Here is a 26,285-nt window from a genome sequence, read left to right as displayed (position 1 = left end):
GATCCCGCCAATGATCGCGTGCAGTCGTCTTCGACTGCAAACGGTAAAGGGGAATCCTGAATTTCGTGTCAGGAAATCCTGAATGGCGGACTTCGATCGGCAATCGCACCCTTGAATGTCCGCCGCGAATTCCCCTCCTCGCCCGAAGTAAAGCGGATTGTCGGCGAGATTACGTCGCGTTATGCTGCGCGCGACTGCCCCTTCGGTTCCACACAATGCCGCGCATGGCATACGCTGATTTCGTATGAACAGAAGACAGATGATCGCGCAATGCGTCGGTATAGGCGCGAGCCTGGTAACGATGCGGGCGACCATGGCGTTGCCGGTCAGCCGCCCGCCAGCAAGCGTCGTATTCCTGAATCCCGGCGAAAGCGTGGAACACGATACGGGCCAGCACTGGCAACTCGTGTCGCGCTTCATGGGTGCGACTGCCAGACGCTTCGGCATGCAACTCGAAGTGCTTTATGCGGAGCGCGATCATCTGCTGATGCTGCGGCAGGCCGAATCGGTGGCGGCGCGTGCGGCGGCGCCCGACTATGTCGTGATCGTCAACGAAAAGATGGCCGCGCCCCAGATGCTGCAAACGCTGGCGCGCTCGGCCGCCAAAGTGCTGTTGATCCACAACGATCTGACCGAAGCCCAGCGCGCCCAGACCGGCAACGAGCGCGAACGGATCGCGAACTGGATCGGCACCGTCACCGCCGATGCCGGGCGCGGAAGCTTTCGGCTCATGGACTACCTGATCCGCTTGAACGGCAGCGGGCCCGCACGCGTGATCGGCATTACCGGCGACCCTGCCACGCCGGTTTCGGCGGAGCGCGCCGCGGGCGTGCAGGCCGCGCTGGCGCGCCGGCCGCAGGACCGCATCGATCAGCTCGTCTATGGCGACTGGAGCTTTTCCGACGGCCGCGACAAGGCGCGCGTGCTGCTCTCGCGCTATCCGGACGCCAATATCCTTTGGGCTGCCAACGATACGATGACGCTTGGCGCATTGAGTGCGGTGCAGGAACGGCATCTGTCCACCATCGTCGGCGGCCTCGGTGCGCTGCCCGAAGCCGTGGCTTCGGTCATTCGCGGCGAGCTGGCCGCGATCGTCGCAGGCGACCAGTTCATCGGCGCCTGCGCGATGGTCCTCATTCACGACTACCATTACGGCGCGGACTTTGCGCAAGTGGGCGGACCGCGTCAGCGGCTCGACTATCTGAAGGTGCTCGACAGCAGCGACGCCGGGCGTTACGCCGAGATTGCCTTTCAAGGTCGCACGTCCCCCGACTTCAGCGGCTTCTCACGCGTGCAAAGCCGGCGTGCCGGCGCCTACACGTTCGATCTCGACACCCTGCTCAATTCCGCTTCAAAGGCCGCGTGATGCTGCAAACCCTTTTGCGTGCGCGCTTCCCACGCAGCCTGCATGCACAGCTCATGCTCTCGCTGCTGGTGCTCTGTACGCTGGTGGCGGGCACGTCGGCTTTCTTCCTGCTGGAGCATGCGCGCGAACGCCGGATCGCGGAACTCGACGAACGCGCGAACCGCATTGCCGATCTCCTCAGTCAGTCGCTCGCACAGCCGCTCTGGAATGTCGATCGCGAGGCGATCGCGCGGCAACTGAATGTGCTCAAACCGAATCCGGAGGTGGTGAGCTTCACCGTGACCGCGACCAACTACGGCGTGCTCGCCGACGCGAGCAACGCGCCGATGCCTGCCCCGCAGGCGCGCGTGGTTCGGGTGCGGCCGATAGAATTCACGCCGCCCGGCGACGCGCCGCCCGAAAAGATCGGCGAGGTCCGCGTGGTCTTGACGAGGGCCGCCGCCGACCGGGGTTTCGAGGCCGCGCGCGCGGCGGTGCTGGGAACACTCGCGCTCGTGCTCGCCGTGTTGTACGTCACGACCTTTCTGCTCATCAAACACCTGGTGCGCGAGCCCATCCGGCGCCTGGAGGAAATGGTCGACCGCATCGCGTCCGGCGATCTGGACAGCCGCTGCGCAATCGAATCCAGTGTCGAGCTGGGCCGGCTCGCCGCGCGCGTCAACGTGATGGCGGAACGGCTGCGCGACTCGACGGCATCGCTCAGGGAGAGCGAGCGCAAGTACCGCAGCATCATCGAGAACTCACTCGAAGGATTCTTCGTCCTCGACCGCAACGGCAAGCTCTGCGACGCCAATCCCGCGATGGCTCAACTGCTCGGCCATCGCGACGTACGGGGCATGATGACGGCGCGAGGCAACGACGCGAGCGCGGTTCATGCTCCGCTACAGCCGTTCACCAGCGGGAAGACCGCCCAACTCTTCGCGATGCTGCAACTGACTGGCAAGATCGCGGGGCTGGAAATCGAGCTGACTCGCGCCGACGGCACCGCGGTATGGTGTCAGCTCAACGCCCGCGGCATACGCTACGACGGCGCGGGACCCCAATGCCTCGAAGGGCAGTTGACCGATATCTCGGGGCGCAAGCAGGCGATGGAGATCCTTACGCGACATCGCGATCAACTCGAGGAGGAAGTGCGCGAACGCACGCGAACCGAGCAGTTGCTGCGGCATTCGCGCGAACAGCTGCGCCAGCTTTCGTCCCACCAGGAATCGATCCGCGAAGAAGAGCGGCGGCAGATCGCCATGACGATCCACGACGAACTGGGCCAATTGCTCACCGCGATCAAGATCAATGTCTCCCTGCTCAAGCTCGCGCTGAGCCAGGGCGCCGAGTGGCAACAAAAGGTGGGCGACATCGGCGGGCTGGCTGAACGCACCATCGACATCGTGCGCAACGTCGCGAGCCACCTGCGGCCGGCCGCGCTGAACTTCGGCCTTCTTTCGGCGCTCGAATGGCTCGTTCAGGACTTCACACGGCACAACGCAACCGTCTGCACGTTCCGGCTCGAAGGCCGTGAACCGTCATTGAGCGACGACCGCGCGACGGCGGTGTTCCGCGTCGTCCAGGAGGCGCTCACCAACGTCAGCCGGCACGCGCAGGCCTCGCATGCGGAGGTCGTCCTGCGCTGCATCCATAACCACTTCGAACTCGAGGTCCATGACGACGGCAACGGATTCGACGTGGCGAAAGCGATCCGTGGCGATTCGTATGGGCTACAGGGCATGCAGGAGCGCGCACGGATGATCGGCGCCCAGTTTCATATCGGGAGCCGGGACGGGCCGGGATCGACGGTTCGCATCGTGTTCAATGAGACGCCGGAAAACGCCAGTCGGGCCCTGGCCGCCGACAACGAACTCAGGTAGTCATGCCTCATCCGCCTGGCGCTTTTCGAGCGCACGCAGCATCTCGTTGGTCTTGTCGAGAAACGCGGCGTGACAGGCGCCAGGCAGCGTGACGTCGTCCATGACCGACATGACGTCTTCCAGCACTTGCCTGAGCGACCCATGGATCTCGCCGCATTGCGCCGGCGTCAGTTTCGGCAAGGCCAGCTCGATGAACTTCTGCATGACGAGCGACCTTGCCGCGAGTCGCCTCATGTTCCCGCGCCCGGCGTCGGCTGCGCGAGCCGCCACGCGAGATTGGCGCGTGCCGCCGCCTCGCAATGCGAATGAAAGTAATCGGTCAGGTAGATGCGCGGCCGCGCAAGCAGGCCTTCCAGAATCCGCCGCTCGTGCATGGCGTATGCGTCGTCGTCGAGGTCCGGGCGTTCGGCTCTCAGGCGCAGGCCGTTGTCCTGAAACTGGCGGCGCGGTGCGCCGAGTGACGCGAGATCGATGTCGCACGCGAAGCGCGCATCCAGTGCATCCGGCGCGCGGGTGTGCCGGGTCGCGAGAATCGCTTCGCAAATGCGCTCGCAAGCCGCGATACGATCGTCTGCGCAGCGCCGCAACCACTGCGCGCTGCGCTCCTCATTGTCCTGGGCGCCCGGAACGTAGATCACGTCGTGGCACCACAGCGCAAGCTCCACGAGATCGCCATGCGCAATGGCCTCGCGCGCCCGATCGAAGTCGCGCAGGCAGCGGCGCACGTGGCGCAACGTATGGTAGTGCCGCCCCGCTTCGCCATAACGACGCGCGAGATCGGCATAGACGGCCTCGGCGCGCGCGCCCCCGCTGCGCGACCATAACTCGACGAAGCGTCCCTGCGTGCGGTTCACCCCTGCTCCTTTGCGCACTGCGCGATGCTCAGAGAAATTCCTCGCGAATGTCGATGCTCGAGCGCTGGCCGATATCCGCGTAGTGCTGCGCGAGCCAGGCATCCGCTTCCTTGCGACCGTTGTCGCGCAGCTCACACAGGAAATCCCAGTCCGCGTTGTACTTGCTCGACACGCTGAGCGCGCACATGGCGGCGTCGGAGCGGATCGAATGAATCAGCATTTCCTTCATCTCGTCGCGAGCGAGCTTGCCTTGCTGGATCAACTCAGTGACGAACGCGATCGCGCGCATTTCGCGCATGAGCGACGAATTGAAACTGATCTCGCTGATGCGATTCAGAATGTCCGCCGCCGTGACTGGCACACCGGCGCGCACGAGCGGGTTGATATGGACGATCACCACGTCGCGCGTCTTGCAGTGATAGATCAGCGGATAAATGGCCGGGTTGCCCATATAACCGCCGTCCCAATAGTGCTGGCCGGCGATCGCGACCGCATGGAACAGCGTCGGCACACATGCGGAGGCGAGCACAGCGTCCGCGCAGACGTCCTCGCCGGTAAAGAGGCGGATTTTGCCCGTCTCCACGTTGGTCGCACACAGGTACAGCAGAATGGGGCACGCCTTGCGCAGCGCGGCGAAGTCGACCTGGCTTTCGAGCACCTGGCGCAGCGGGTTCAGGTTGCCCGGATTGAACTGGTAAGGCGAGAACACGCGCAGCATCATGTCGGCGATCGCATAGAGCGGCGAATGATCGAGTCCGAAGCTGTGCGAGCCCTTGAGCCATGGCACCCAGCGCAGCGGGTTGTAGCGCTCGGCCGACTCGGCAACCGCTTGCCAGAAGTCGTGCAGCGCCTGGCGCGCGCCGCCCACGCCTCCCTGTAACAGCCCGTACGCGAGCACCGCGCCGTTCATGGCGCCGGCGCTGGTCGCGCTCACGCCTTCGATCGCAAGCCGTTCGTCTTCGAGCAGGCGGTCGAGCACGCCCCATGTGAACGCGCCGTGCATCCCGCCGCCCTGCAATGCGAGCGCGATCTGCCTGGGCGCCGCGGGGTCGTGATCGCTTTTCTGGCTTCTTGTTCGCTTCGTCGCCATGGGTCGCCTCCTCGGGCGGTACGCTCATCCATGCACGTCATCGATCGGTCACGCGTCGCTCGATACGAGCGCATCCAGCAATGTCTTCGCTTCTCGCAGATCGGCGGTGTCGAAGCCCTCCGTGAACGTGTCGAGGATTTCGGACAGCACCTGCCTCGCCTCGTCTGCTCGACTTGCACGCTGCCAGAGGCGCGCCAGACTCGAAGCCGCGCGCAGCGCCAGCGACCTCGCGCCCTGCGCGCGGGCCACCGCAATCGCCTTGAGAAAGCACGCTTGCGCCTCCTCGCTCGACGCAGCGGGCAGCAGGGTCCCCTTGAGCCGATGCAATTCGGCCTCGTAGAAACGCTCGCCGGTTGCGTCCGCGATCGCCATGGCTTGCGCCAGCGTGCGCAGGCCGCCTTCCGCGTCGCCGGCTCTGCCCTGGCAGTCGGCCAGCAAGCCCAGAAAGTACGAGCGGTGTTCCTCGCCGCCAGCGGACTGTTCGGCGTGCAAGCCTTTGCGCAGCTGGACGATGCCTTCCTGCAGGCTGCCCGGTTCGATGCGCGCCCAGCCCGACAAAATGGTTCCCCAGGCGAGCCAGTACGGCAAGCCGTGTTCGTTCGCGACGGCGAGGGCCGCTTCGGCGCGCTCCCGCACCAGCGGCGCCTCGCGCCGCAACTGATGCAGCTCGGCTACGTAAGCGAGCGTGAATGCGAGCGTCGGCCCGTAGGCGAGTTTGTGCGCGAGCGCAAGCGCCTCCATGCTGCGCGCGTGCGCCTGATCGGGATAGCCTTGAAGCCAGCGGATCAAGGCCAGAAAATTCAACGCCCGGCTGCCGGGATCCACGCCATGCGCGAACACATGGGCCTGATGGCGCTCGGGATCATAGAGGGAGAGCGCCTGTTCCAGGTGCGCAGCGGCCGCGTCCAGTTCGCCCTGCAGAAAGAGGCACGCCCCGAGTGCGCCGTGGGCCTCCAGCAGCCAGTCCAGATCCCCGGCATGCTCCGCCATGCGCAGCATGCGCTCGCCCAGTTCGCGCGCAACCGCGTAATTCGCGCGCGTCATGTTATGGATTCTCAACCCGAGCAGCGCCGCAAATAGCTGCGGCGTCTCGCCGAGCTGCTCGCCCAACTGCCGTGCGCGCGTGTAGGTCGCCGCGACCTCGGGCGCGCCATAGCCGCGCACGTTCATCAAGGCCGGCCCCAGTGCCAGCAGCAACGTCAGCTCGCGGGACGCGCGCGCGGGCGTATCGGGCAATCGCTCGAGCAGCCCCAGGGCGGCGCCGAGATGATGCATCGCGTCAGGGTCGGCAGCATGCCTGAGCGCCTGCTGCCCCGCGCGGTGCAGATATTCCACCGCCTTCGGAATATTGCCGCTCAGGCTGTAGTGATGCGCCAGTTCGCTGCAGTAGTCCGCGATACGTGTGGGAAAAAGCGCCTCGATCGCCTTCGCGGTGCGCTCGTGCAACGCGCTGCGACGTTCCGTGAGCAGCGAATGACCCGCCACTTCCTGCGTCAGCGCGTGCTTGAACGAGTACTCGACCTCCGGGTAGGCCGGCCGCTCGTAAATGAACTCCGCGGCTTCGAGGTGCGCGAGCAGCCCGCGCAGGTCGTCGTCGGTGCGCGCGAGCTGTCCGCCGCAAATACGCTGCATCAGGCTGAACGGAAAGTCCTTGCCGATCACGGCGAGCGTTTGCAGCAGGTCCTTCTGCGCGAGCGGAAGCCGGTCGATACGCGCGGCGAGCACGCCCTGCACCGTGGTCGGGATGTGCAGCGCGGCCGGTGTCCGCTCGATCCGGTAGCGCCCCGGCTCGCCGAGCAGCGAGCGCTCCTCCGCGAGCGTCTGCACCACTTCCTCCATGAAGAACGGATTGCCCTCCGTCTTTTCGAGAATGCGCTGCTTGAGGGGCAGGAGCGAGGTATCGTCGCCGAGCAGTACCGTCAGGAGTCCCTGGGCTTCGCCCGGTCCGAGCGCTTCGAGCCGGACCTGGCTGCATTCCCACGCCGGCCGGTACTCCGGCCGGAAGTTCACGAGCAGCAGGATACGGGCGCCCGGCACGCGTTCGACAAGATAGACGAGGAACGCCTCGGTCTCGCGGTCCAGCCATTGCAGGTCTTCGAACAGCAACTCGACAGGCTGGCTTTGGCTCTCGCGCGTGAGAAGCTGCGTGATGGCGTCGAAGGTCCGGTCGCGGCGAATCTTCGGGTCCATGTCCGCCAGCGCCGGCGCGGATTCCCCGGTGCCGAGCAGATACAGCAGATAAGGCACGAGGTCCTCGAAACTGCGCTCGAGCGTCAACACCTTGCCGACGACTTTTTCGCGGCAACGCCGCTCATCGTCGCGCGCGGTGATCTGAAAATAGCTCTTCAGGAGCTCAATCAGCGGCAGATTGGCGAACGCCTTGCCGTGCGAGACCGAAAACGTTTCCAGCACGAGGCACCCCCGGCGCGAACGCTCCTTGAATTCGTGAAAGAGCCGCGACTTCCCGACACCGGCTTCGCCGACCACACCGACGACCTGTCCCCGACCCGCCCGCGCCGTCTCCAGCGCCCGGTTCAGGTGCGCCATTTCCGCCTCGCGCCCGACGAAGCGCGCGAGGCCGCGATGCGCAGCCAGTTGCAGTCGCGTGCGCAGCGCGCCCGGGCCCAGCACCTCGTACACGGGAAGCGGTTCGGGAACGCCCTTGACCTGGGCCGCCCCCAGCGCCTTGAACTCGAAGTAGCCCTCGGCGAGTTTGTGAGTCGATTCGCTCACGAGGATCGACGTGGGCGTGGCGATGCCCTCCATGCGCGATGCAATGTGGATCGTGTGGCCAACGGGGTCGTAATCGGTGTGCAGATCGTCGGTGCGGATCGAGCGCACGACGACCTCGCCGGTGTGCACGCCCACACGGATCTGCAGCGGAATGCCTTTTTCCAGCCGAATGCGGTCGCCATGCCGGCGCATGGCCTGCTGCATCCGCAAAGCCGCGAACAGCGCGCGTTGCGGATGGTCTTCGTGAGCGATCGGCGCGCCAAACAGCGCGAGGATGCCGTCGCCCAGCGATTTGGCGACGTAGCCCTCGTAATAGTGGACGGCTTCCATCATCAATGCGACGACGGGTTCGATCAGGTGGTGCGCCTCTTCCGGGTCGAGGCCGTGGATCAAGGCCGTGGAACCGGCCATGTCGGCGAACAGCGCGGTGACGGTCTTGCGCTCGCCTGCGGTCTCGCCTCTTGCTTCCATGGCGACGTGCTCGGCACGGATACGCTCGGCCAGGTGATGGGGGGTGTAATGAATTGGCGCAGGTGGCGGTTCCGCGGTGGATCGCGCAGACTCCGGCGTCGCGTCGAGTTGCGCCCCGCACTCGTTGCAGAATCGGGCGGCGGCGGCGGCCTCGTGCCCGCAACGGGGACACGTGCGCGTGAGCAGGGTCCCGCATGCTTCGCAGAATCTGGCCTGGTTGAGATTCTCGAATCCGCAGTTTGTGCAGCGCATACAACCTCGTCGCGGCCAGGGACCAACATGGGCTCATTATGCGCCGCATGCCCTGAGGGAACAGCCCCGATATTCACCTGGCATGGCGTTGGCAACATCGATGCAAACGTATACTCCCTGCCAGTATTCGCCTATACTGCCCCACAGTATCCTCAATCACCGCCGTCATGCCTCATTCCCCCGAAGAAAAGAAGCGCGTGCTCACGCGCGTGCGCAAGGTTCGCGGCCAGCTGGACGCGCTCGAGCGCGCACTGGAGGAAGGCGCGGACTGCGCGCCGGTGCTCCAGCAGCTGGCAGCGATTCGCGGCGCGATCAACGGCGTGATGGCCGGTGTGCTCGAAAGCCACCTGCGCGAAGAATTCACCCACCTTGCGGGATCAGCGGAGTCCCCGGGATCGATCGACGATGTCGTGACCCTCGTTCGAACCTATTTACGCTAGCTCACCGCGGGATTTCCCGCCCCGATTTGGCCGACCCTCTTTTTTTACAGGACTACTATGAAATCGCGTGCTGCAGTTGCGTTTGCGCCGGGCAAGCCCCTCGAGATCGTCGAGATCGACGTCGAACCGCCCCGCAAGGGCGAGGTGCTGGTCAAGATCACGCATACCGGCGTTTGTCATACCGATGCCTTCACGCTCTCCGGCGACGACCCCGAAGGCCTCTTCCCCGTCGTGCTCGGCCACGAGGGCGCTGGGATCGTCGTGGAAGTGGGTGAAGGCGTGACCAGCGTGAAGCCCGGCGATCACGTGATCCCGCTCTACACCGCCGAATGCGGCGAGTGTCTGTTCTGCAAGAGCGGCAAGACCAATCTGTGCGTGTCCGTGCGCGCGACCCAGGGCAAGGGCGTGATGCCCGACGGCACGAGCCGCTTCAGCTACAACGGCCAGCCGCTCTATCACTACATGGGCTGCTCCACGTTCAGCGAATACACCGTGGTGGCCGAAGTCTCGCTCGCGAAGATCAACCCGCAAGCCAATCCCGAGCAGGTGTGCCTGCTGGGCTGCGGCGTGACCACGGGGCTGGGCGCGGTGAAGAACACCGCCAAGGTGCAGGAAGGCGATACCGTCGCCGTGTTCGGCCTGGGCGGCATCGGACTGGCTGTGATCCAGGGCGCGAAGCTCGCCAAGGCCGGCCGCATCATCGCCATCGACACCAATCCGGGCAAGTTCGATCTGGCGCGCGCCTTTGGCGCCACCGACTGCGTGAACCCCAAGGATCACGAAAAGCCCATTCAGCAGGTGATCGTCGACATGACGGGCTGGGGCGTGGATCACAGCTTCGAATGTATCGGCAACGTCAACGTGATGCGTGCGGCGCTCGAATGCGCGCACCGCGGCTGGGGCCAGTCGGTCGTCATCGGCGTGGCCGGCGCGGGTCAGGAAATCTCCACGCGCCCGTTCCAGCTCGTGACCGGCCGCCGCTGGCTGGGCACGGCCTTCGGCGGCGTAAAGGGCCGCTCGCAATTGCCAGGTATGGTCGAAGACGCGATGGAGGGCAAGATCCAGCTCGCGCCGTTCGTCACCCACACGATGCCGCTTACGGGCATCAACGAAGCCTTCGACCTGATGCACGAGGGCAAATCGATCCGCAGCGTCGTTCACTACTGACACTGAACTGACACAGAACGAAGGAGAGAGACCATGGCCTCAGCCATTCACCCCACCGTTGACCGCGGCATCCAGAAAGGCGCCGGGAACTTCGCGGGCGGCACGCTGCGCTGCCAGTGCGCGCAAGATCCGGTCGAAGTGCGCATCGACTCGCAGGTCCTGTTCAACCACGCCTGTGGATGCACCCAGTGCTGGAAACCCGCCGGCGCGCTGTTCTCCGTCGTGGGCGTCGTGCCGCGCGACAAGGTAACAGTCACGGCGCACGGTGAAAAGCTGCAGGTCGTGGACGATAAGGCCACGATCCTGCGTCACGCCTGCACGGCCTGCGGTACGCACCTGTATGGCCGCATCGAGAAGAAGGATCACGCGTTCTACGGTCTCGACTTCATCCACACCGAGTTGTCGAAAGACGCGGGCTGGGACGGCCCCGGCTTCGCGGCCTTCGTCTCCTCGATCATCGAGAACGGCACGCCGCCTTCGGCCATGGCCGACGTGCGCCAGACGCTGCGCGACAAGGGCCTCGAGCCATACGACTGCCTGAGCCCCGCGCTCATGGATCTTCTCTCCACCCAGGCCGCCAAGGCCAAAGGCACTTACCGGGAGGCCTGAAACGCTTATGGAGCGCATTGAACGACACGTCAGCCACGGCGGAAGCCAGGAGGTCTGGAAGCACGCCTCTTCCACCGTTGGCGGCGACATGAAGTTTGGCATCTATCTGCCCGAGGCCGCGCTGCGCGGGCAGAAGTGTCCCGTGCTGTACTGGCTTTCGGGCCTGACCTGCACCGAGCAGAATTTCATCACCAAGGCGGGTGTGCAACGCTACGCGGCGGAACACGGGATCATCGTCGTCGCGCCGGACACCAGTCCGCGTGGCAGCGATGTGGCCGATTCGCCCGACTACGATCTCGGCCAGGGCGCGGGTTTCTACGTGAACGCCACGCGGGAACCGTGGGCGAAGCATTTCCGCATGTACGACTACGTGGTCTCCGAACTGCCCGCCGTCGTCGAAGCCGGGTTCGCAGCGAGCGACGCGCGCTCGATCAGCGGGCATTCGATGGGCGGACACGGCGCACTGGTCGTTGCATTGCGCAATCCGGGCCGGTATCGCAGCGTATCCGCGTTCTCGCCGATCGTCGCACCGAGCCAGGTGCCGTGGGGCGAGAAGGCGCTCACCGCCTACCTCGGCGATGACCGCGAGGTGTGGAAGCAGTATGACGCCGTAGAGCTGGTCGGCGACGCGAGCGAACGCTTGCCGCTACTCGTGGATCAAGGCGGCGGCGACGAATTCCTCAATACGCAGCTACGGCCCGAACTGCTGCAGGCAGCCTGCGAAAAGGCGGGGCAACCGCTCGCGCTCAACGTTCGCGAAGGCTACGACCATAGCTATTACTTCATTGCCAGCTTTATCGGCGAGCATATGGCCTTTCACGCCAAAGCGCTGGCTTGAAACGCGTGCGGCGCCCGACCGCTTGTTTCAGCGGCCGGGCGCGTTTTTTATAGTCGTTCATAGGCGAGACGCCGAGGCCTCGTCTACGCATAACCCAATGTAATGCGACCGGGAAAATAAAGCGCATTGACGCTGTACTCGCCATCCTCCAATACTCAACGGCAACACACCATAAAAGCCAGCCAGGAGAAAGAGGATGACGAGTGCCCCGCTTTTCGATGCGGCACGCAACACGACCGAGCCGACCAGCAAAGACGCGATTTTGCGTGACGTCCGGGCCTGGCGGCTCGCGCGCGTGCAGGAGCAGTTACGCAAGCAAAAAGTGCCCGCCATCCTGCTGTACGACCCGGTGAACATTCGCTACGCGACCGACACTTCCAACATGCAGGTGTGGGCCGGCCGCAATCCCGCGCGCTACGTCATGGTCTTCGCAGACGGTCACGTCGTCGCCTGGGAATTTCACAGCAGCGAGCATGTCTGGGACGGGCTCGACCTCGATGTGGAATTACGCGGCGCGCTCAGCTGGACATTCTTCAATGCGGGCCACGAATCGGAGCGCCGCGCGCAGGCGTGGGGAGCCGAGATCGTCGACGTATTGCGCCAGCACGCACCCGGCGAAAGGGTGCTGGCCGTCGACCGGCTCGATCCGTTCGGCACTGCCTACCTGGAAAAGCACGGAATCTCGCTGCTCGACGGACAAGCCCTGATGGAGACGGCACGATTGATCAAGTCGTCCGGTGAACTCGTGTTGATTGGCGAATCGTTGCGCACCTGCGAAATCGGCATCGAGCGCATGAAACGCGAGCTTCGCCCCGGAATGACCGAGAACGACCTGTGGGCGAATCTCCATTACGAGAATATCCGGCACGGTGGCGAGTGGATTGAAACCCGTCTTCTCGCCTCCGGGGACCGCACGAACCCCTGGATGCACGAATGTTCTTCGCGCGTTCTACAGCAAGGCGACCTGCTGGCCTTCGACACGGATATGGTGGGACCGAACGGTTACTGTTCGGACATCTCCCGCACGTGGCTCGTTGGTGACGGCCGTCCTTCGGACGAGCAGCGCAAGCTCTACGAGTATGCGTATGCCCAGGTCCATTTCAATATGGACCTTCTGCGGCCGGGCATGACGTTTCGCGAGTTCTCGGAAAAGGCGTGGAAGATTCCGGAGCCGTTCGTCAAGAACCGTTATTGCTGCCTGGCCCACGGCATCGGCATGGTCGACGAATATCCCTCGATTGCCCATCAGGTCGATTGGGACAGCGCGGGCTACGACGGCCGCTTCGAAGTCGGCATGACGGTGTGCGTCGAAAGCTATATCGGCGCAGAAGGCGGTACGCAGGGCGTCAAGCTCGAGCAGCAAGTCGTGCTCACCGAGAACGGCTGCGCCTCCTTGACCGGTTGCGCCTTCGAGACCGATTGGCTGTGACCCGTGGCGTGCGGCTTTCAACGCACTTCACTCTCCGCACTTCATCCTCGTTACGGCGTGCCCGCCAGCACGCCGTCCGCTATTGCGCGGGTGATCAGAACTTGTGACGGATTGCAGCGCGAATCACGAGCTGATTCGAGTTCGAGGAAACGTCTGCCGCACCCGGAACATAGGCGACGTCGAGCACCGTTTGAGTCTTGTCGCCGCCAACGTGCTGATAGGCTCCCTGCAAATACAGATCCGTACGTTTCGACAGATTGTAGTCCGCCATCAAACCGACGGTCTGATAGTTGGGATGCAGTTTCCCGGTGGTCGCGTTGAAGTCCGCGCGCGTATAGGTGTACATCGCACCCACGAAGAACGCCGGGGTGAACTGATATTTCCCGTTCACTTCGAAGTTCTGGAAGCGCAGCGACGACAGGGTCGATCCGGCGGGAGGCGTGATCGCGCCAACATAGCCCGAGCTGAGCGGTTGCGTGACGTTGGTATTCGTGTACGCGAAGCCCAGCGTTGCCGAACCGATCGTATAGTTGATCCCCGCGCCGAAGATACGCAGGCGCTCAGCCAGGAAGTTTTCGTCGCCGCCGTTGTTGATCGCGCCAGTGGCCGTTGAAGATGGGTTGTTGGCCTGCAGATACGACGCCGCGATCAAAAGCGACCCATTCGTATACTGGGCGCCGACGCTGTACTGGCGGTTGTTGGCGAAATTCGTGTCGTTGCTGAAGCTATACGTGCCGCCGAACTGGAAGCCTGCGAGCGACGGACTCGTATATTTCGCCGTGTTGTTGACGCGGAACGTGTTGTCCGTGTTGTCGTTGTCGTACGGATGCGAAAAGAGATAGCCGGCCCAGCTTCCGTTCGCCGTAGTCTGTGCGAGAAAATCGACCAGCGAGTCGTACTGACGTCCCAGCGTGACCGTACCATACGTGTCGCTCGCCACGCCAACAAAGGCCTGCCGGCCAAACATCAAGCCGCCCTGCCCGAGTTTTCCGTTGTTGACGTTGAAGCCGTTTTCAAGCTGGAACACGGCCTTCAACCCACCGCCGAGATCCTCCGCGCCCTTCATGCCCCAACGGCTGCCTTGCACGTAACCGCTCTGCAGCTCGTACAACTTGCTGCCGCCTACGTTGTTAGTGAAGTCGAAGCCTTCGTCGATTACGCCATAAAGCGTCACCGAACTTTGAGCCATCGCGGGAACGGCAAATGCCGCCAATATCGATGCCGCGATTACACTGCGTCCTTTCATCGAAGTCCTCCAAACCTGGTTGCCATTCGATAACGAATGTTCGTATGTAAATTTTCTGATTGATTAAATGCGTAGTTAACCTAAGTATTTTCGTGCGGATAGTCTCCTTTTCTTGTAATCAATCTATGGCACGACGAGGAAGCGGTGCGCGGAGTATTGAAGCAACGCCGCAGGCTGTCAACGTGATTTATTTTCCTTTTCGAATGACTTTAAGTTATGTGACCTCCCAGCACGTCTACCGCAATCTATGCGATTCGTCTCGCAGTTGCCGAGCCGGTGTCTCGACATATTCATCAGGCAACGGCGTATCCGGCTCCGGCGCGCCCAGTAGCGCCTCATGAGCATTTGGCAGCCGCGTCGTGCGATATTCGTTGGGCGACTCGCCAAACTCCTTGCGGAACTCGCGACCAAGATGCGAGGCGTCGGAGAAGCCGCATGACGAAGCGATATCTGCAACCGTGCGGTCCGAACTCGTCAACAGCCATGACGCCATGCGTATGCGGATCTGCCTCGCGTACGCGCCCGGCGATTTGCCGGTTTCCGTCGTGAAAAGGCGTTCGAGCTGGCGCACCGAAACATCGAGCCTGTGCGCCAGGTCCGGCAGACTCAGCGGCTGGCCAACGTGTTGCTCCATCAGCAGAATCGCGCGCCTGACCTTGGGATGCGTGGCAGGCGCGAGGCCCGGAGGATGCGGTTGCGGCGCGTTGCCTTTCTGCGCGTCGTCCACGAGCAGAATACGCAGCGCCTTGCGCACGATCGTGGCCTCGACGTGGCGCAGCAGAATCGCCGCGGCCACGTCGATCGACGCACGGCCGCCGGAACACGTAATGCGCCTTCTGTCGATCACGAAGAGCCGGTCGGCAACGAGGTCGCGCTCATCGGCTTGCGGAAAACGCTCGACGAAATCCCAGTAGTGGAACCAGCTCACGCAAATTCGATAGCCGTTCATCACGCCGGCCCGGGCGAGTGCGAACGCCCCCGTGCAGAGTCCCACGAGCGTGGCCGGCGTTTCGGCCATCGCGCGAATGAAGGAGAGCGTTGCGTCGCTGGCGGGCGGTCCCGAATGCAGCAGTCCGCCTACGATCACGACATAGTCGAACGCCTCGGCCGCATCGAAGGTCGTCCACGGTGTGATCTGGATTCCGCAACTGGCGCGAACCGGAACGAGGTTTTCTCCGACGATGGTCCATGCGCACCGCACCGGCCGGCTCATGTCGCCTTCGTCGCTGGCGAGCCTGAGCAAATCGACGAAGCCGGAGAACGCGGTCAACGTGAAGTTGGGCAATAGCACGATCCCGAAACGCAGCCGCCTCGCCGCCGTGGCTTCGCTGTCAATCGCGTGGTGAACCATGAGGACCGCCTCTGTCAATGCATTCCAGACAATCGATACGGTCGGATCCGTTGCCCGTTGATTAGCCTGTGTTAATTAGCCGGTGACCGCAACCCCGGCGTCGAGCCAGTCGCGCATCATCGCACCGGCTTCTTCGCTGAGCCAGTTCCGAAACTGCAGATACTCGGTGCGCGGCCGCGCGTTCCGGTGCGTAATCAGATAGTGGTAGCGGTCTCTAAAGACAAGCGCATCCGGAACAGGCCGTATCAGGCGTCCCTGCTCGACCTGAAGATGGAGCAGATGATGCCAGCCCAGCAGCGTCCCTTCGCCGGCTTCCGCCTGCGCGACGAGGAGCCGGTAGTCGTTGCTCTCGAGGTTGCGGTTTTCAGCCAGCATGTCCGTGCCGTCGCCCTGCTGGAACCAGTTGCGCCACACTCGCCAATCCACGTGTTCGCACACCTGGGCGCGCCCGAGCAACGAGAGATTCAACGTGGGTTCGGAAAGCAGGTCGAGCGGCTTGAGTTTCTTGCCGCGAAAATACCGGTCGTAAAACGTCGGGCTGCAAACCGGATAAACGACATCATGAAACAGCGGCTCGACCTCGTATTCCGGCTCGCGAGGCGGATTCTTCGTGATGATGATGTCGGGCTCCATGAGCTCGTCCAGCTCCATGAAGTGCTCGGTGACCATCACATGCAGCCGGATATCCGGAAAGCGCGCGCGAAACGTCGGCAGGCGCTGCGACAACCAGAGGGCCGAAAACGTATGCGAGACGCAAATCGTCAATGCGTGCCGGTCCGTGCGGCGCACCGCCTCCGCCGCTTCGGCGATATTCATGATGGAGAGGTACGACGCGTTGTACAGAATGCGTCCAGCATCGGTCAGCGCGATATGCCGGCCGGTGCGCTCGAACAGCGCGACATCGAGCGAATCTTCGAGCTCCTTGATTTGTCTGCTGATTGCGGCCTGCGTCACGCAGAGCACCTCCGCCGCCTGGGTGAAGCTTTCGTATCTCGCCGCCGTCACGAAGCAACGGAGTGCACGAAGCGACGGCATCTGGGCGAGGAGTCTGTCTGCGAATAGCTGCTTCTTTAACATGGCTTGCGCTCTTTAAACGGGTGCCCGCATGACGCGATCAGGCGCGCCACGAACCATAAAGGGATTCGGATGAGAATAGTTTGCGAGTCCGTTTGCCCGGTGGCAAGTAAGGTGTTCCATAATAAGGGTCTTATAAATGGCAAAGCGCCGCCCCTCCGATGTGTCGTCTGGCTTACGTCCCGCCGACGACCCGCTTCAACACCCTGTCGAGCGCCTCTCCATAGTGAGTGTAGGTGCCGCGCTCCGTTAGCTCGGCGTGCAATTGCGCGTTGAGGCCGCCGGGCGTCATGCAGTGCTCAGCCAGCGACGAAAAGGATTGCGTCGTGAGCGTCGTGTCGTGCGCCAGGCCCACGCAGTAGCCGGACAGGAACGCCCTTGCGTCGTCGTATCGAAGCCCTTGCCGAACGAGCCATGCCGCCTGGCTTTCCAGCACCGCATAGAAGCTCGCCATGGTCGCCGTCACCGCAGATATCGCGTTGAACTTCTGCTCGTCTTCGACTTCGACGGCCTCACCCATTGCAGAGAACAGCGCTTTCGCGATCGCATCCGGCGGGCAGATCGCGGTGCTGCCTTTGCCTTGCGCAACGGCGGGCAAGGGTATGGTCCGCACGACCTTGGCGGCCGGGCGCACGAGACTCGCCATCCTGTCGACTGAAATTGCGGCGACAAAGCTGATCACGTGGTGGCGCGAATCGAACTTCAACTCGCCGAGCACATCGGCCGCGATTTGCGGCACGACGGCGAGACACACGATGTCCGACGCGTCGAGCACGTCCTGATTGTTCGCGCCAATGCGGATCCGGTCGTCGAGTGCCGCCAGTTCGGCGGCCGTTTTTTCGCCGCGCGGCGAAAGCGTGATCCGCTCGAATGACATGCCCGAGCGCAGCAGCCCGGTCACCACGGCCTTTGTGATTGCCCCCGTTCCAACGAATCCGATGCGCATCTGCATGCAAGTCCTGTTCAGGTGTGGCGCAAGCCCGCCACGGAATGCGAGCCGGGCCTGACGGCCCGCTCGCGCGCTTTACCGCCACCAGGTCAAGCGAGCTTCAACCAGGTCGTCTTTAGCTCGCAATACTGGTCGTGTGCGTAGACCGACTTGTCGCGGCCGCCAAAGCCCGATTGCTTGAAGCCGCCGAATGGCGTCGAAAGATCGCCCTCGCCGAAGCAGTTTACCGTGACCGTGCCCGCACGGATACGCGCCGCAACCTTATGCGCACTGTTCACGTTATCGGTCCACAACGAAGCCGCCAGTCCGTAGCAGGTGTCGTTCGCGATGCGGATGGCGTCTTCCACGTCGTCGTATTCGATAAAGCACACGACCGGTCCGAACACTTCTTCCCGCGCGATGGCCATATCCGGCGTGACCTGATCGAAGATGGTAGGTTCGACGAACCATCCGCCGGTCTCGGTCAGCGCGGCACGTCCGCCGCAAATCACGCGCGCGCCCTGCTCCTTCGCTTTCTCGATGTGCGCCAGCACCTTTTCGTAATGCTTTTGCTCGATCAGCGCGCCGAGCTTCGCGTCCGGGTCGAGCGGGTCGCCCGCCCTCCAGCCCGCGAGAACGGCCTGAACTTTCTCGACCAGTTCCGCCCGCTTGCTCGAAGGAACGAGAATGCGCGAGCCGGCGCTGCAGTTTTCTCCCATGTTCCAGAACGCAGCGGCGACGGCCTGTTCGGCGACCGCATCGAGATTCGCGACATCGGGAAGAATCACCTGCGGATTCTTGCCGCCGCATTCGAGCACCACACGCTTGAGGTTGGTATCCGCGGAATAGTGCAAAAAGCGCTTGCCGGTCGCGGTCGAGCCGGTGAACGCGACGAGATCGACATCGGGATGGCGGCCCAGCGCCTGTCCCGCGCTATCGCCGAAACCCGTGACGACGCTGAACACGCCCGCGGGCACGCCGGCTTCGAGCGCGAGATCCGCGATGCGCAAGGTCGAGAGCGACGTTTGCTCCGCAGGCTTCACGACCACGCTATTGCCAACCGACAAAGCCGGACCGATCTTCCAGGCCAGCATCAACGCGGGGAAATTCCAGGGCAGGACCGCGCCGACCACGCCAATCGGTTCACGCGTAATCATGCTGACGACATCCGCGCCCGAAGGCGAGAGCGCGTCGTAGCGCTTGTCAGTCACTTCGGCATGCCAACGAATGCAGGCTGCCGACTCGGGAATATCGAGCGCGAGGCATTCGCTGATCGGCTTGCCCGCCTCCAGCGCTTCGAGCAGCGCCAGTTCGTCCGCATGTTCGTCGATCAGTTGCGCGAGGCGAAGCAGGACCGCCTTGCGATGGGCTGGCGCGGCCTTCGACCACACGCCCGATTCGAATGCATTGCGGGCAGCGGCGACCGCGTGATCCACATCCTTTTCATCGCATTTCGCCACTTGCGCCAGCACCTTGCCCGACGCGGGGTTGAGCGTGGCGAACGTTTCTCCCGACGCCGCTCCAGACCGCTCTCCGGCGATCAATGCCCGGCCGTCGAGCGCCAGGTCCGCGGCTTTCTGCTTCCACTGCTGATGCGTCGTCATCTCGTGTCCTTGGTTAATTAAAGCTCGGCGCCCGCCGACATTTCCTTTGCCCAGATCGTGGCCGACACCGCCATGTCCACAATGGGCCGGACCGGCAGCGAGCGCGGATGGGGCTGATTCAGAAGCTGGCGGACAAGCTCGTTGGTCTGGCCAAGCGCGTATTCGGCGATCAGCTTGCCCGACGACGATCCTCTGCTCAGCCCGAGCCCGTTGCAGCCCACCGCTTCCAGAATTCCATCGGCGCGGCGGCCGAACAGCGCGCCGTTATTCGCGGAGAGACACAGTGGACCACCCCACGTGTACTCCAGCTCGACGCCATCGAGCATGGGGAATCGACGGTCGAACGAGCGCTGATGCAGCGCTTTCGCCTTCGCGAGATCAGCGTCGGACACCTGCAGTCCCGGCCTGAACGCGAAATGGTTGCGCACGCAAATGCGGTCCGTGTCTAGACGGCGCACGGTCGTGCCCATGGGGTCCGCCGGGATCAGCGACCACGACCGCGTTCCGCCCAGCCTTTCAACCTCGCCGGCGTTCATGACGCGCGTCATCGATGCAAATGTGTAGACGGGCAGCAAGCCATTCGGGTGGATGCCGAACGTCGCCGCATAAGCGTTCGTGCACAGAATCACCTGTTTGGCGACGATCTTTCCTCTAGCGAAATGCAGCACTTTTTCATTGCTGCGATGCTCGATTTCGGTGACTGCGCTCAGCTCGAAGACCGTGACGTTTTCCGGCTGCGTGGCCGCGAGGCCGCGCATCAGCGCAGCGGGCTGTACCGTGCTGCAGCCCGGCGTAAATAGCGCCCCCTGATAAAAGTCCGTGCCCGTTACCTTGCGGATGGCCGCCTGATCGAGCCATTCGAAAGCTTCGTCGATGCGCGTCAGGCCCTGCGCAAAGTGCGAGAGCGCGTCGAGCCCCTTCTTGTTGACCGAGGCGTGGAATTTCCCCTCGTCGCGCCAATCGCAGTCGATGTCGTGTTGCCGTACGATCGAACGCACATAGTCGATCCCGTGCCGCTGGAACCGCACGTCGGCCTTGTCCTCCGCCACGCTGCGCGAATAGCTTTCACTGCTGATGTCGTGCGGCAAGTCGACGAAGAATCCGGAATTGCGTCCGGCCGTCGTGCGCCCGATGCGATCGGCCTCGACGAGCGCGATCGACGCATCGGGCGCCAGTTCGGCAAGCCGGCGAGCCGCGCAAAGCCCGGTGATGCCTCCGCCCACAACGACCCAGTCGTATCGATGCTCCGACGACACGCTTCTGGCAGGCCCCGCCGGCGGGAGACTCTCCCACCACCCGTTGACGCCATCTGGAGCAGGAAACCGCGCGAATTCCAGGTTCGAGACCATTTTCAGTGATTACTGGGCGTTGCGAATGAGAGGTTTCACAAGCTGCGCAAACGCGCTGCGCTCCTCCTGCGTGAGCGAGCCGAGCGGTGCACGCGCCACGCCAACCGGCAGCCCAACCAGTTCGCAACCGTAGCGCACGTACTGGATGAATTTACCGCTGCGCTCGAGCAGTTCGAGCACCGGCAACAGTTGCGTCATCAGCTTGCGGCCCAGAACGAAATCGTTCTGTTTGACGCACGCGTCGAACAGCGCCGTGTGCGCTTCCGGCAGGAAGTTGGAGGCGCCGCCTACCCAGCTCCTCGCGCCCCACGCGAAGAATTCGAGCGCCTGGTCGTCCATGCCGCAGCTGAGCACCAGGCGGTCCTTGAAGTGTGTGACGAGATGATGCAGATGCGAAATATCGCCCGTGCTCTCCTTCATGGCGATGAAGTTCGGACGCTCGAGCAGCGTTGCCAGCACGCCATCGCTGATTTCCGTTCCCGTGCGGGCCGGAAAGTTGTACAGCATGATCGGCATGTCGAGCGCGTCGTCCACCTTCAGCATGTGGCTGAGCAGTTCTTCCTGCGTCGGCTGCGCGTAGTACGGCGCGGCAACCAGCAGCGACGACAAACCTGCACGCTTGGCCTCGAGGCCCAGGCGAATCACCTCCTTCGTCGTGGTCGCGTTGATGCCCGCGGTCAGATACGTTTTTCCACCCGCCGCCTCGGCAACGGTGTTGAAAGTCTTGACGCGTTCCTCGAAGCTCAACGCGTAGTATTCGCCGGTGGTGCCGCCGATCCCGAGTCCCGATACGCGGCCTGCGAGATTCGCTGCGTGCTTGCCGAGCAAGGCATGGTCGATTTCACCGTCTTCCTTGAACGGTGTGACCAGCGGAGTATGTACGCCCTCGAAGCTCATTTCGATTCCTCTCTTCAGTAATCTTCAAACAGATAAACGGGTCTTCACTGCATTCGCGCGCCGAGTGCCTGGCTCATGCCAGGGCGTCGGCGTGCGAATAAATCGGAAACTGGTTGCACAGATCCCGCACGCGGCTACGCACGGCACGCTCGACATGGTCGTCGCCGCCTGGCTCGCGCTCGAGGCCCGCCAGCACTTCGAGAATCATTTCGCCGATCTGCTCGAATTGAGCGGTGCCGAATCCGCGCGTCGTACCGGCCGGCGTGCCAAGCCGGATGCCGGAAGTCACGGTCGGGTTTTCCGTGTCGAACGGAATGCCGTTCTTGTTGCAGGTAATGCCCGCGCGCTCGAGGGCTTTCTCGGCCTGCGTGCCCGTAATGCCTTTGGAACGAAGATCGACGAGCAGCAGATGGTTGTCGGTGCCACCCGTGACGAGCGAGAGCCCGCCGGATTGCAGCACGTTGCCGAGCGCCTCGGCATTACGCAGCACGCGGTCGATATATCCCGCGAACTCCGGACGCAGCGCTTCGCCGAACGCCACCGCCTTGCCCGCGATGACATGCATGAGCGGACCGCCCTGCAAGCCGGGGAACACGGCGGAATTGATCTTCTTGGCGAGGTCGCCGTTGTTGGTCAGGATGAAGCCGCCACGCGGGCCGCGCAGCGTCTTGTGCGTGGTAGACGTCACCACGTCCGCGTACTTGATCGGGTTTTCATGACGGCCGGCCGCGACGATGCCGGCGATATGCGCCATGTCGACCATCAGCAGCGCGCCAACGCTATCCGCGATTTCGCGGAAAGCCGCAAAGTCGAGCGCGCGCGGATACGCCGAATAACCCGCGATGATGAGCTTCGGCCGGTGCTCCTGCGCGAGCCGCCGCACCGCGTCGTAGTCGATACGATACGTTTGCGGGCTCACACCGTACTGCACGGCATTGAACCACTTGCCGGAAAGCGCCGGCCGCGCGCCATGCGTGAGGTGGCCGCCGGCGTCCAGCGACATGCCCATCACCGTGTCGCCCGGCTTGACCAGCGCGAGCATGACGGCGCCGTTTGCCTGCGCGCCGGAATGCGGCTGCACATTGGCGTACCCGGCGTCGAACAGCGCCTTCACGCGGTCGATCGCGAGCGCCTCGATGCGGTCGACGTGCTCGCAGCCGCCGTAATAGCGCTTCGACGGATAACCCTCGGCATACTTGTTGGTCAGCACCGTCCCTTGCGCTTCCATCACCGCCGCCGAAACAATGTTTTCGGAAGCGATCAATTCGATCTGCGTTTGTTGCCGGCGCAATTCGAGCGCGATCTCCGATGCAATGACCGGGTCACGGCTCTGGAGCGTTTCAGAAAAGAAGCACGAGTTTTCGCTCACAGGTCACTCCAGGAAGTAATCGTGTCAAGCAGGCCCTGCTGGAACATGAAAATCGTCGGGGCAGCGGGCCTTTCCTGCCCCCCGTGAATACGAACCTGCTGGTTACTGCTGCAGCCAGGCTTTCAGCTTGTCCGGGTGCGCGTCGACGAACTTCTTCGCGGCGGTCGCATAGTCGTTCGTGCTGTTGCCTTCGAGTTCGATGGCTTCGACGTCAGCCAGCGTCAGCTTGAAGTGCTTGAAGAACACATCGGCGCGGGGAAACTTGGTGGCGAACTGTTTGGACGCGAACGCGTGGACCTGTTCTTCGCCGCCCAGCGTGCCCTTGGGGTCCTTCAGATAGCGCATCTGCCATTTCTGCCAGAGCCAGTGCGGGCTCCAGACCGTGGCGACGACCCACTGCTTCGTTTGATACGCGCGCGACACGGCGGCGAGCATCCCGGCTTCGCTCGACGACTGCAGGTTGTAGCCGTTCAGGTTGTAAGCCTGAACCGACTTCTCGGACGCCTGCATCAGGCCGGAACCCGGACCAATGCCCTGAATCGTGCCGTCGAGCTTGCTCTTGACGTCCGGCTTGTTCAGGTCCGAAATCGACGACACTTGGGACTCCGGCACGTAGGCGGGCACGGCCCAGCCGTTTCGGCCGCCCGTGTAGATCACGCCGACATCATCCAGATCGTTCTTGTACTTCGCGTAGTACACGGCGTGCGTCACCGGCAGCCAGCCGCCCACCATGATGTCGAGGTCGCCGCGCGCCACGCCCTGGAACTGAATGCCGATGTCCGCATTGACGAACTTGACCGGCTGATTCAGTTTCGTTTCGAGCACGTATTTGGCGACGTTGGCCGTGGCGAGAACGTCGGCCCAGTCGGTGATCGCCAGCTTGATCGGTTCCGCCGCCACGGCAGACCCGACGCCGACACTCATGGCGACGACCGCCGATAGCGCAACCTTCGTCATGAATGATTTGAAAATATCGCTAAGCATGTTAGTACTCCGGATTTATATTGAAACTACCTGTTCGTCACGGATGACCTGCCTGTGATTTCAGGCAGGCATCCGGCTAGTCAGCTATGCGCCGCTTCGGTGGTGCCAGCCTTGCCCACTTTCGTGACGGGTCTCCTCTTCTTCGACTTCACGCCGAACGTCTCCGTCAGGCGGTCCAGCACGATGGCCAGCAGCACAACGCCGAGGCCACCTTCGAAGCCAATGCCGATGTCAAGCCGCTGGATGCCGCTCAACACATACTCGCCGAGGCCGCCCGCGCCGATCATCGAGGCGATCACGACCATCGAAAGCGACATCATGATGGTCTGGTTCACGCCGGCCATGATGGACGGCAATGCATTCGGCAACTGGATTTTCCAGAGCAGCTGCGCGTCGGTGCTGCCGAACGAGCGGCCCGCTTCCAGCAATTCCTCGCGGACCTGGCGGATGCCGAGCGTCGTGAGCCGCACCACGGGCGGCATGGCGAACACGACGGTCGCGATCACGGCAGGCACGCGGCCGAGGCCAAACAGGATCACGGCGGGAATCAGATAAACGAACGCCGGCATGGTCTGCATGAAATCGAGCAGCGAGCGCAGAATCAGTTCGACCCGCTTGTTGCGCGCCCCCCAGATGCCGAGCGGCACGCCGACGATGAGGCTGAACACCGTCGCGGCGACGACAAGGGCGAGCGTCGCGACCGTTTGCGGCCACAGCCCCATGTAGTGAATGAGCAGCAGCGCGATGCCGACGAACACCGCGAAGGCGATCCCACGGCGCCACAATGCGAACGCCACGAGAAAGACGAGCATCGCGACGAAGGGAATCGCCCCGAGGCCGTCTTCGAGCAGCTTGACGACTGCGCCCAACGCCGCGGAAAACGCGTTGAATCCGCCCTGAAAGTGATTGAAAAGAAAATTGACGGCGTTCTCTGCGAACTTGCCGATGACTGACGAATTCATGCTGCCCTCCGCTCCATAACCTGTTTGAGTATCGTTCGGCACGACACGACGCCCGCGAGCTTGCCTGCCGCGTCCGTCACCGGCACGTCGTGTTGCTGGCTCAGTGCGATCGCGGAGAGTTCGTGCAGATCGGTGTCCAGCGAGACCGTGCTCAAGTCCTTGAGCAACGCGTCGCGCAGGGGTTGGGCACCCGCCTTGTGCAGCGACGCGGGCGTGACGCAGCCCTGGTAGCGGCCGGCTTGATCGCACACGTAACCGCACTCGGCGCCGCTATCGATCAGTTGATTGAGGTAGCGCTCGGCGGGCGCGCCGACGTCGCCGGAAATCAGTCCGCGCTCGACGCGGGTCAGCAGGCTCTCAGCCTTGAGGAAACGCGAAACGTCGACGTGACGGAAAAAGTCCCGCACGTAGTCGTCCGCCGGAGACTGGATCAGTTCGGCCGGTGTGCCGACCTGAATCAGGCAGCCGTCCTTCATGATGCCGATACGGCCGCCGATCTTGATGGCCTCTTCGATATCGTGCGAAATGAAGACGATGGTCCGCTGCTCCTCCTTCTGGAGCCGCAGCAGTTCGCTCTGCATTTCGAAGCGGATCAGCGGATCGAGCGCCGAGAAGGCTTCATCCATCAGCAGCACGGCAGGATTGACCGCCAGGGCGCGCGCAAGACCGACCCGCTGCTGCATGCCGCCCGAGAGTTCGCTGGGCAGAAGCTTTTCGTATGAGCCGAGTCCCACGCGCGTAAGCGCTGCCCGTGCGATTTCATAGCGCTCGGACTTCTTCATGCCCGCGACTTCCAGGCCATACGAGATGTTGTCGAGCACCGAGCGGTTCGGCAGCAGCGCAAACGACTGGAACACCATCGCCATCTTCTTGCGGCGCACTTCCCGCAGTTCGGGCGTGGACATCGGCGCAATGTCGCGCCCTTCGAGAACGACCTGGCCGGACGTCGGCTCGATCAGGCGATTGAGCAGCCGTACGAGCGTCGACTTGCCGGAACCCGAGAGTCCCATGATGACGAAGATCTCGCCGGCCTTCACGTTGAGGCTGACGTCGTTGACCGCCACCATGTTGCCGGTGCGCTTGAAGATCTCGTCGCGTCCCAGGCCTTGCTTGACCAGTTGTGCGGCGACCTCGGGCTTCGGGCCGAAGATCTTCGACAGGTTCTTGACCGTCAGGATGTCGGTTCCTGATATGGCAATGGGCCGGGCCACCGAAGGCGTACCCGCTGTGTTGATTGCGCCTGGCGGCAACGCGTCGCCCGGTGCGAACGTCAGATGAGGGGCCATTTGTCATCCCAACTGGCTGGTTCAAAAAATTGGCGCTGGCGAACTCCGGTACGACCTGAAGTTCTAGCGTGGCGATTCAGCTAGCATCCCGGCTTCGAATCCAATACTTCGGCGGTTTCGGTTC

General features: G+C 63.2%; 22 protein-coding genes. 7 read left to right on the top strand and 15 right to left on the bottom strand.

The window, feature by feature from the left end; genetic code table 11:
* The first annotated feature begins 244 nt into the window (after positions 1–244).
* Positions 245–1,366 carry an ABC transporter substrate-binding protein gene (locus A3CW_RS0112550; RefSeq protein ID WP_028203891.1) on the top strand — a complete coding sequence of 374 codons (1,122 nt, stop codon included), beginning with the start codon at positions 245–247 and terminating at the stop codon, positions 1,364–1,366.
* Positions 1,366–3,228 carry a PAS domain S-box protein gene (locus A3CW_RS46085; protein WP_051481421.1) on the top strand — a complete coding sequence of 621 codons (1,863 nt, stop codon included), beginning with the start codon at positions 1,366–1,368 and terminating at the stop codon, positions 3,226–3,228. The genes A3CW_RS0112550 and A3CW_RS46085 overlap by 1 nt, the downstream gene beginning before the upstream one ends.
* On the opposite strand, the gene A3CW_RS0112540 is transcribed toward A3CW_RS46085, so the two are convergent.
* Genes A3CW_RS0112540 through A3CW_RS0112525 form a run of 4 tightly spaced genes read right to left on the bottom strand, consistent with a single transcriptional unit; the run spans position 3,229 to position 8,628 of the window.
* The gene (locus A3CW_RS0112540) at positions 3,229–3,462 is read right to left on the bottom strand and encodes a hypothetical protein (RefSeq protein WP_245623623.1); all 234 of its coding nucleotides are present in this window, start codon (positions 3,460–3,462) and stop codon (positions 3,229–3,231) included.
* The gene (locus A3CW_RS0112535) at positions 3,459–4,082 is read right to left on the bottom strand and encodes an HD domain-containing protein (RefSeq protein ID WP_028203889.1); all 624 of its coding nucleotides are present in this window, start codon (positions 4,080–4,082) and stop codon (positions 3,459–3,461) included. Before A3CW_RS0112535 ends, A3CW_RS0112540 begins: the two co-directional genes overlap by 4 nt.
* A gap of 28 nt (positions 4,083–4,110) precedes the next feature.
* Positions 4,111–5,172 carry a patatin-like phospholipase family protein gene (locus A3CW_RS0112530; protein WP_028203888.1) on the bottom strand — a complete coding sequence of 354 codons (1,062 nt, stop codon included), beginning with the start codon at positions 5,170–5,172 and terminating at the stop codon, positions 4,111–4,113.
* 48 nt (positions 5,173–5,220) lie between these two features.
* The gene (locus A3CW_RS0112525) at positions 5,221–8,628 is read right to left on the bottom strand and encodes an adenylate/guanylate cyclase domain-containing protein (RefSeq protein ID WP_035512862.1); all 3,408 of its coding nucleotides are present in this window, start codon (positions 8,626–8,628) and stop codon (positions 5,221–5,223) included.
* A gap of 167 nt (positions 8,629–8,795) precedes the next feature.
* On the opposite strand from A3CW_RS0112525, the gene frmR reads away from it, so the two are divergent.
* From frmR to A3CW_RS0112500, 5 genes are all read left to right on the top strand, one after another.
* The gene (gene frmR, locus A3CW_RS0112520; protein WP_028203886.1) at positions 8,796–9,068 is read left to right on the top strand and encodes a formaldehyde-responsive transcriptional repressor FrmR; all 273 of its coding nucleotides are present in this window, start codon (positions 8,796–8,798) and stop codon (positions 9,066–9,068) included.
* Between the two features lie 57 nt (positions 9,069–9,125).
* Positions 9,126–10,235, top strand: coding sequence for an S-(hydroxymethyl)glutathione dehydrogenase/class III alcohol dehydrogenase (locus A3CW_RS0112515; protein ID WP_028203885.1), 1,110 nt, complete (start codon positions 9,126–9,128; stop codon positions 10,233–10,235).
* Between the two features lie 33 nt (positions 10,236–10,268).
* The gene (gene gfa / locus A3CW_RS0112510) at positions 10,269–10,844 is read left to right on the top strand and encodes an S-(hydroxymethyl)glutathione synthase (protein WP_028203884.1); all 576 of its coding nucleotides are present in this window, start codon (positions 10,269–10,271) and stop codon (positions 10,842–10,844) included.
* A gap of 7 nt (positions 10,845–10,851) precedes the next feature.
* Complete coding sequence (gene fghA, locus A3CW_RS0112505; RefSeq protein WP_028203883.1) at positions 10,852–11,682, top strand: S-formylglutathione hydrolase; 831 nt, start codon at positions 10,852–10,854, stop codon at positions 11,680–11,682.
* Positions 11,683–11,878: 196 nt separating this feature from the next.
* A complete protein-coding gene (locus tag A3CW_RS0112500) occupies positions 11,879–13,111 on the top strand; it encodes a M24 family metallopeptidase (protein ID WP_028203882.1) in 1,233 nt (410 codons plus the stop codon).
* A gap of 94 nt (positions 13,112–13,205) precedes the next feature.
* Here A3CW_RS0112500 and A3CW_RS0112495 read toward each other — a convergent pair whose 3' ends face one another.
* The 11 genes from A3CW_RS0112495 to A3CW_RS0112445 form a co-directional block, all read right to left on the bottom strand.
* On the bottom strand, positions 13,206–14,357 hold the full coding sequence (locus A3CW_RS0112495; RefSeq protein WP_028203881.1) for a porin: 1,152 nt from the start codon (positions 14,355–14,357) through the stop codon (positions 13,206–13,208).
* Positions 14,358–14,592: 235 nt separating this feature from the next.
* Positions 14,593–15,708 carry a GlxA family transcriptional regulator gene (locus A3CW_RS46080; RefSeq protein ID WP_035512860.1) on the bottom strand — a complete coding sequence of 372 codons (1,116 nt, stop codon included), beginning with the start codon at positions 15,706–15,708 and terminating at the stop codon, positions 14,593–14,595.
* Between the two features lie 75 nt (positions 15,709–15,783).
* Positions 15,784–16,785 (bottom strand): LysR substrate-binding domain-containing protein, encoded by a 1,002-nt coding sequence (locus tag A3CW_RS0112485; RefSeq protein WP_028203880.1) that lies wholly within the window; start codon positions 16,783–16,785, stop codon positions 15,784–15,786.
* 172 nt (positions 16,786–16,957) lie between these two features.
* A complete protein-coding gene (locus A3CW_RS0112480) occupies positions 16,958–17,728 on the bottom strand; it encodes a pyrroline-5-carboxylate reductase (RefSeq protein WP_028203879.1) in 771 nt (256 codons plus the stop codon).
* A gap of 92 nt (positions 17,729–17,820) precedes the next feature.
* On the bottom strand, positions 17,821–19,314 hold the full coding sequence (locus tag A3CW_RS0112475) for an aldehyde dehydrogenase (RefSeq protein WP_028203878.1): 1,494 nt from the start codon (positions 19,312–19,314) through the stop codon (positions 17,821–17,823).
* Positions 19,315–19,331: 17 nt separating this feature from the next.
* A complete protein-coding gene (locus A3CW_RS0112470; RefSeq protein ID WP_028203877.1) occupies positions 19,332–20,663 on the bottom strand; it encodes an NAD(P)/FAD-dependent oxidoreductase in 1,332 nt (443 codons plus the stop codon).
* A 9-nt stretch (positions 20,664–20,672) separates the two neighbouring features.
* Positions 20,673–21,560 carry a dihydrodipicolinate synthase family protein gene (locus A3CW_RS0112465; protein WP_028203876.1) on the bottom strand — a complete coding sequence of 296 codons (888 nt, stop codon included), beginning with the start codon at positions 21,558–21,560 and terminating at the stop codon, positions 20,673–20,675.
* Positions 21,561–21,633: 73 nt separating this feature from the next.
* Positions 21,634–22,929, bottom strand: coding sequence for a serine hydroxymethyltransferase (glyA, locus tag A3CW_RS0112460; protein WP_028203875.1), 1,296 nt, complete (start codon positions 22,927–22,929; stop codon positions 21,634–21,636).
* A 102-nt stretch (positions 22,930–23,031) separates the two neighbouring features.
* Positions 23,032–23,913: a glycine betaine ABC transporter substrate-binding protein gene (locus A3CW_RS0112455; protein ID WP_028203874.1), complete on the bottom strand. Its 882-nt coding sequence runs from the start codon at positions 23,911–23,913 to the stop codon at positions 23,032–23,034.
* 80 nt (positions 23,914–23,993) lie between these two features.
* Complete coding sequence (locus tag A3CW_RS0112450) at positions 23,994–24,875, bottom strand: ABC transporter permease (protein ID WP_028203873.1); 882 nt, start codon at positions 24,873–24,875, stop codon at positions 23,994–23,996.
* Complete coding sequence (locus A3CW_RS0112445; protein ID WP_028203872.1) at positions 24,872–26,161, bottom strand: quaternary amine ABC transporter ATP-binding protein; 1,290 nt, start codon at positions 26,159–26,161, stop codon at positions 24,872–24,874. The genes A3CW_RS0112450 and A3CW_RS0112445 overlap by 4 nt, the downstream gene beginning before the upstream one ends.
* Positions 26,162–26,285 lie beyond the last annotated feature (124 nt).

Source organism: Paraburkholderia nodosa DSM 21604 (assembly GCF_000519185.1).
Classification (GTDB): Bacteria; Pseudomonadota; Gammaproteobacteria; order Burkholderiales; family Burkholderiaceae; genus Paraburkholderia; species Paraburkholderia nodosa.
Note: the sequence above shows the minus strand (reverse complement) of the source record. Positions and strands in the feature narration are given on the sequence as shown.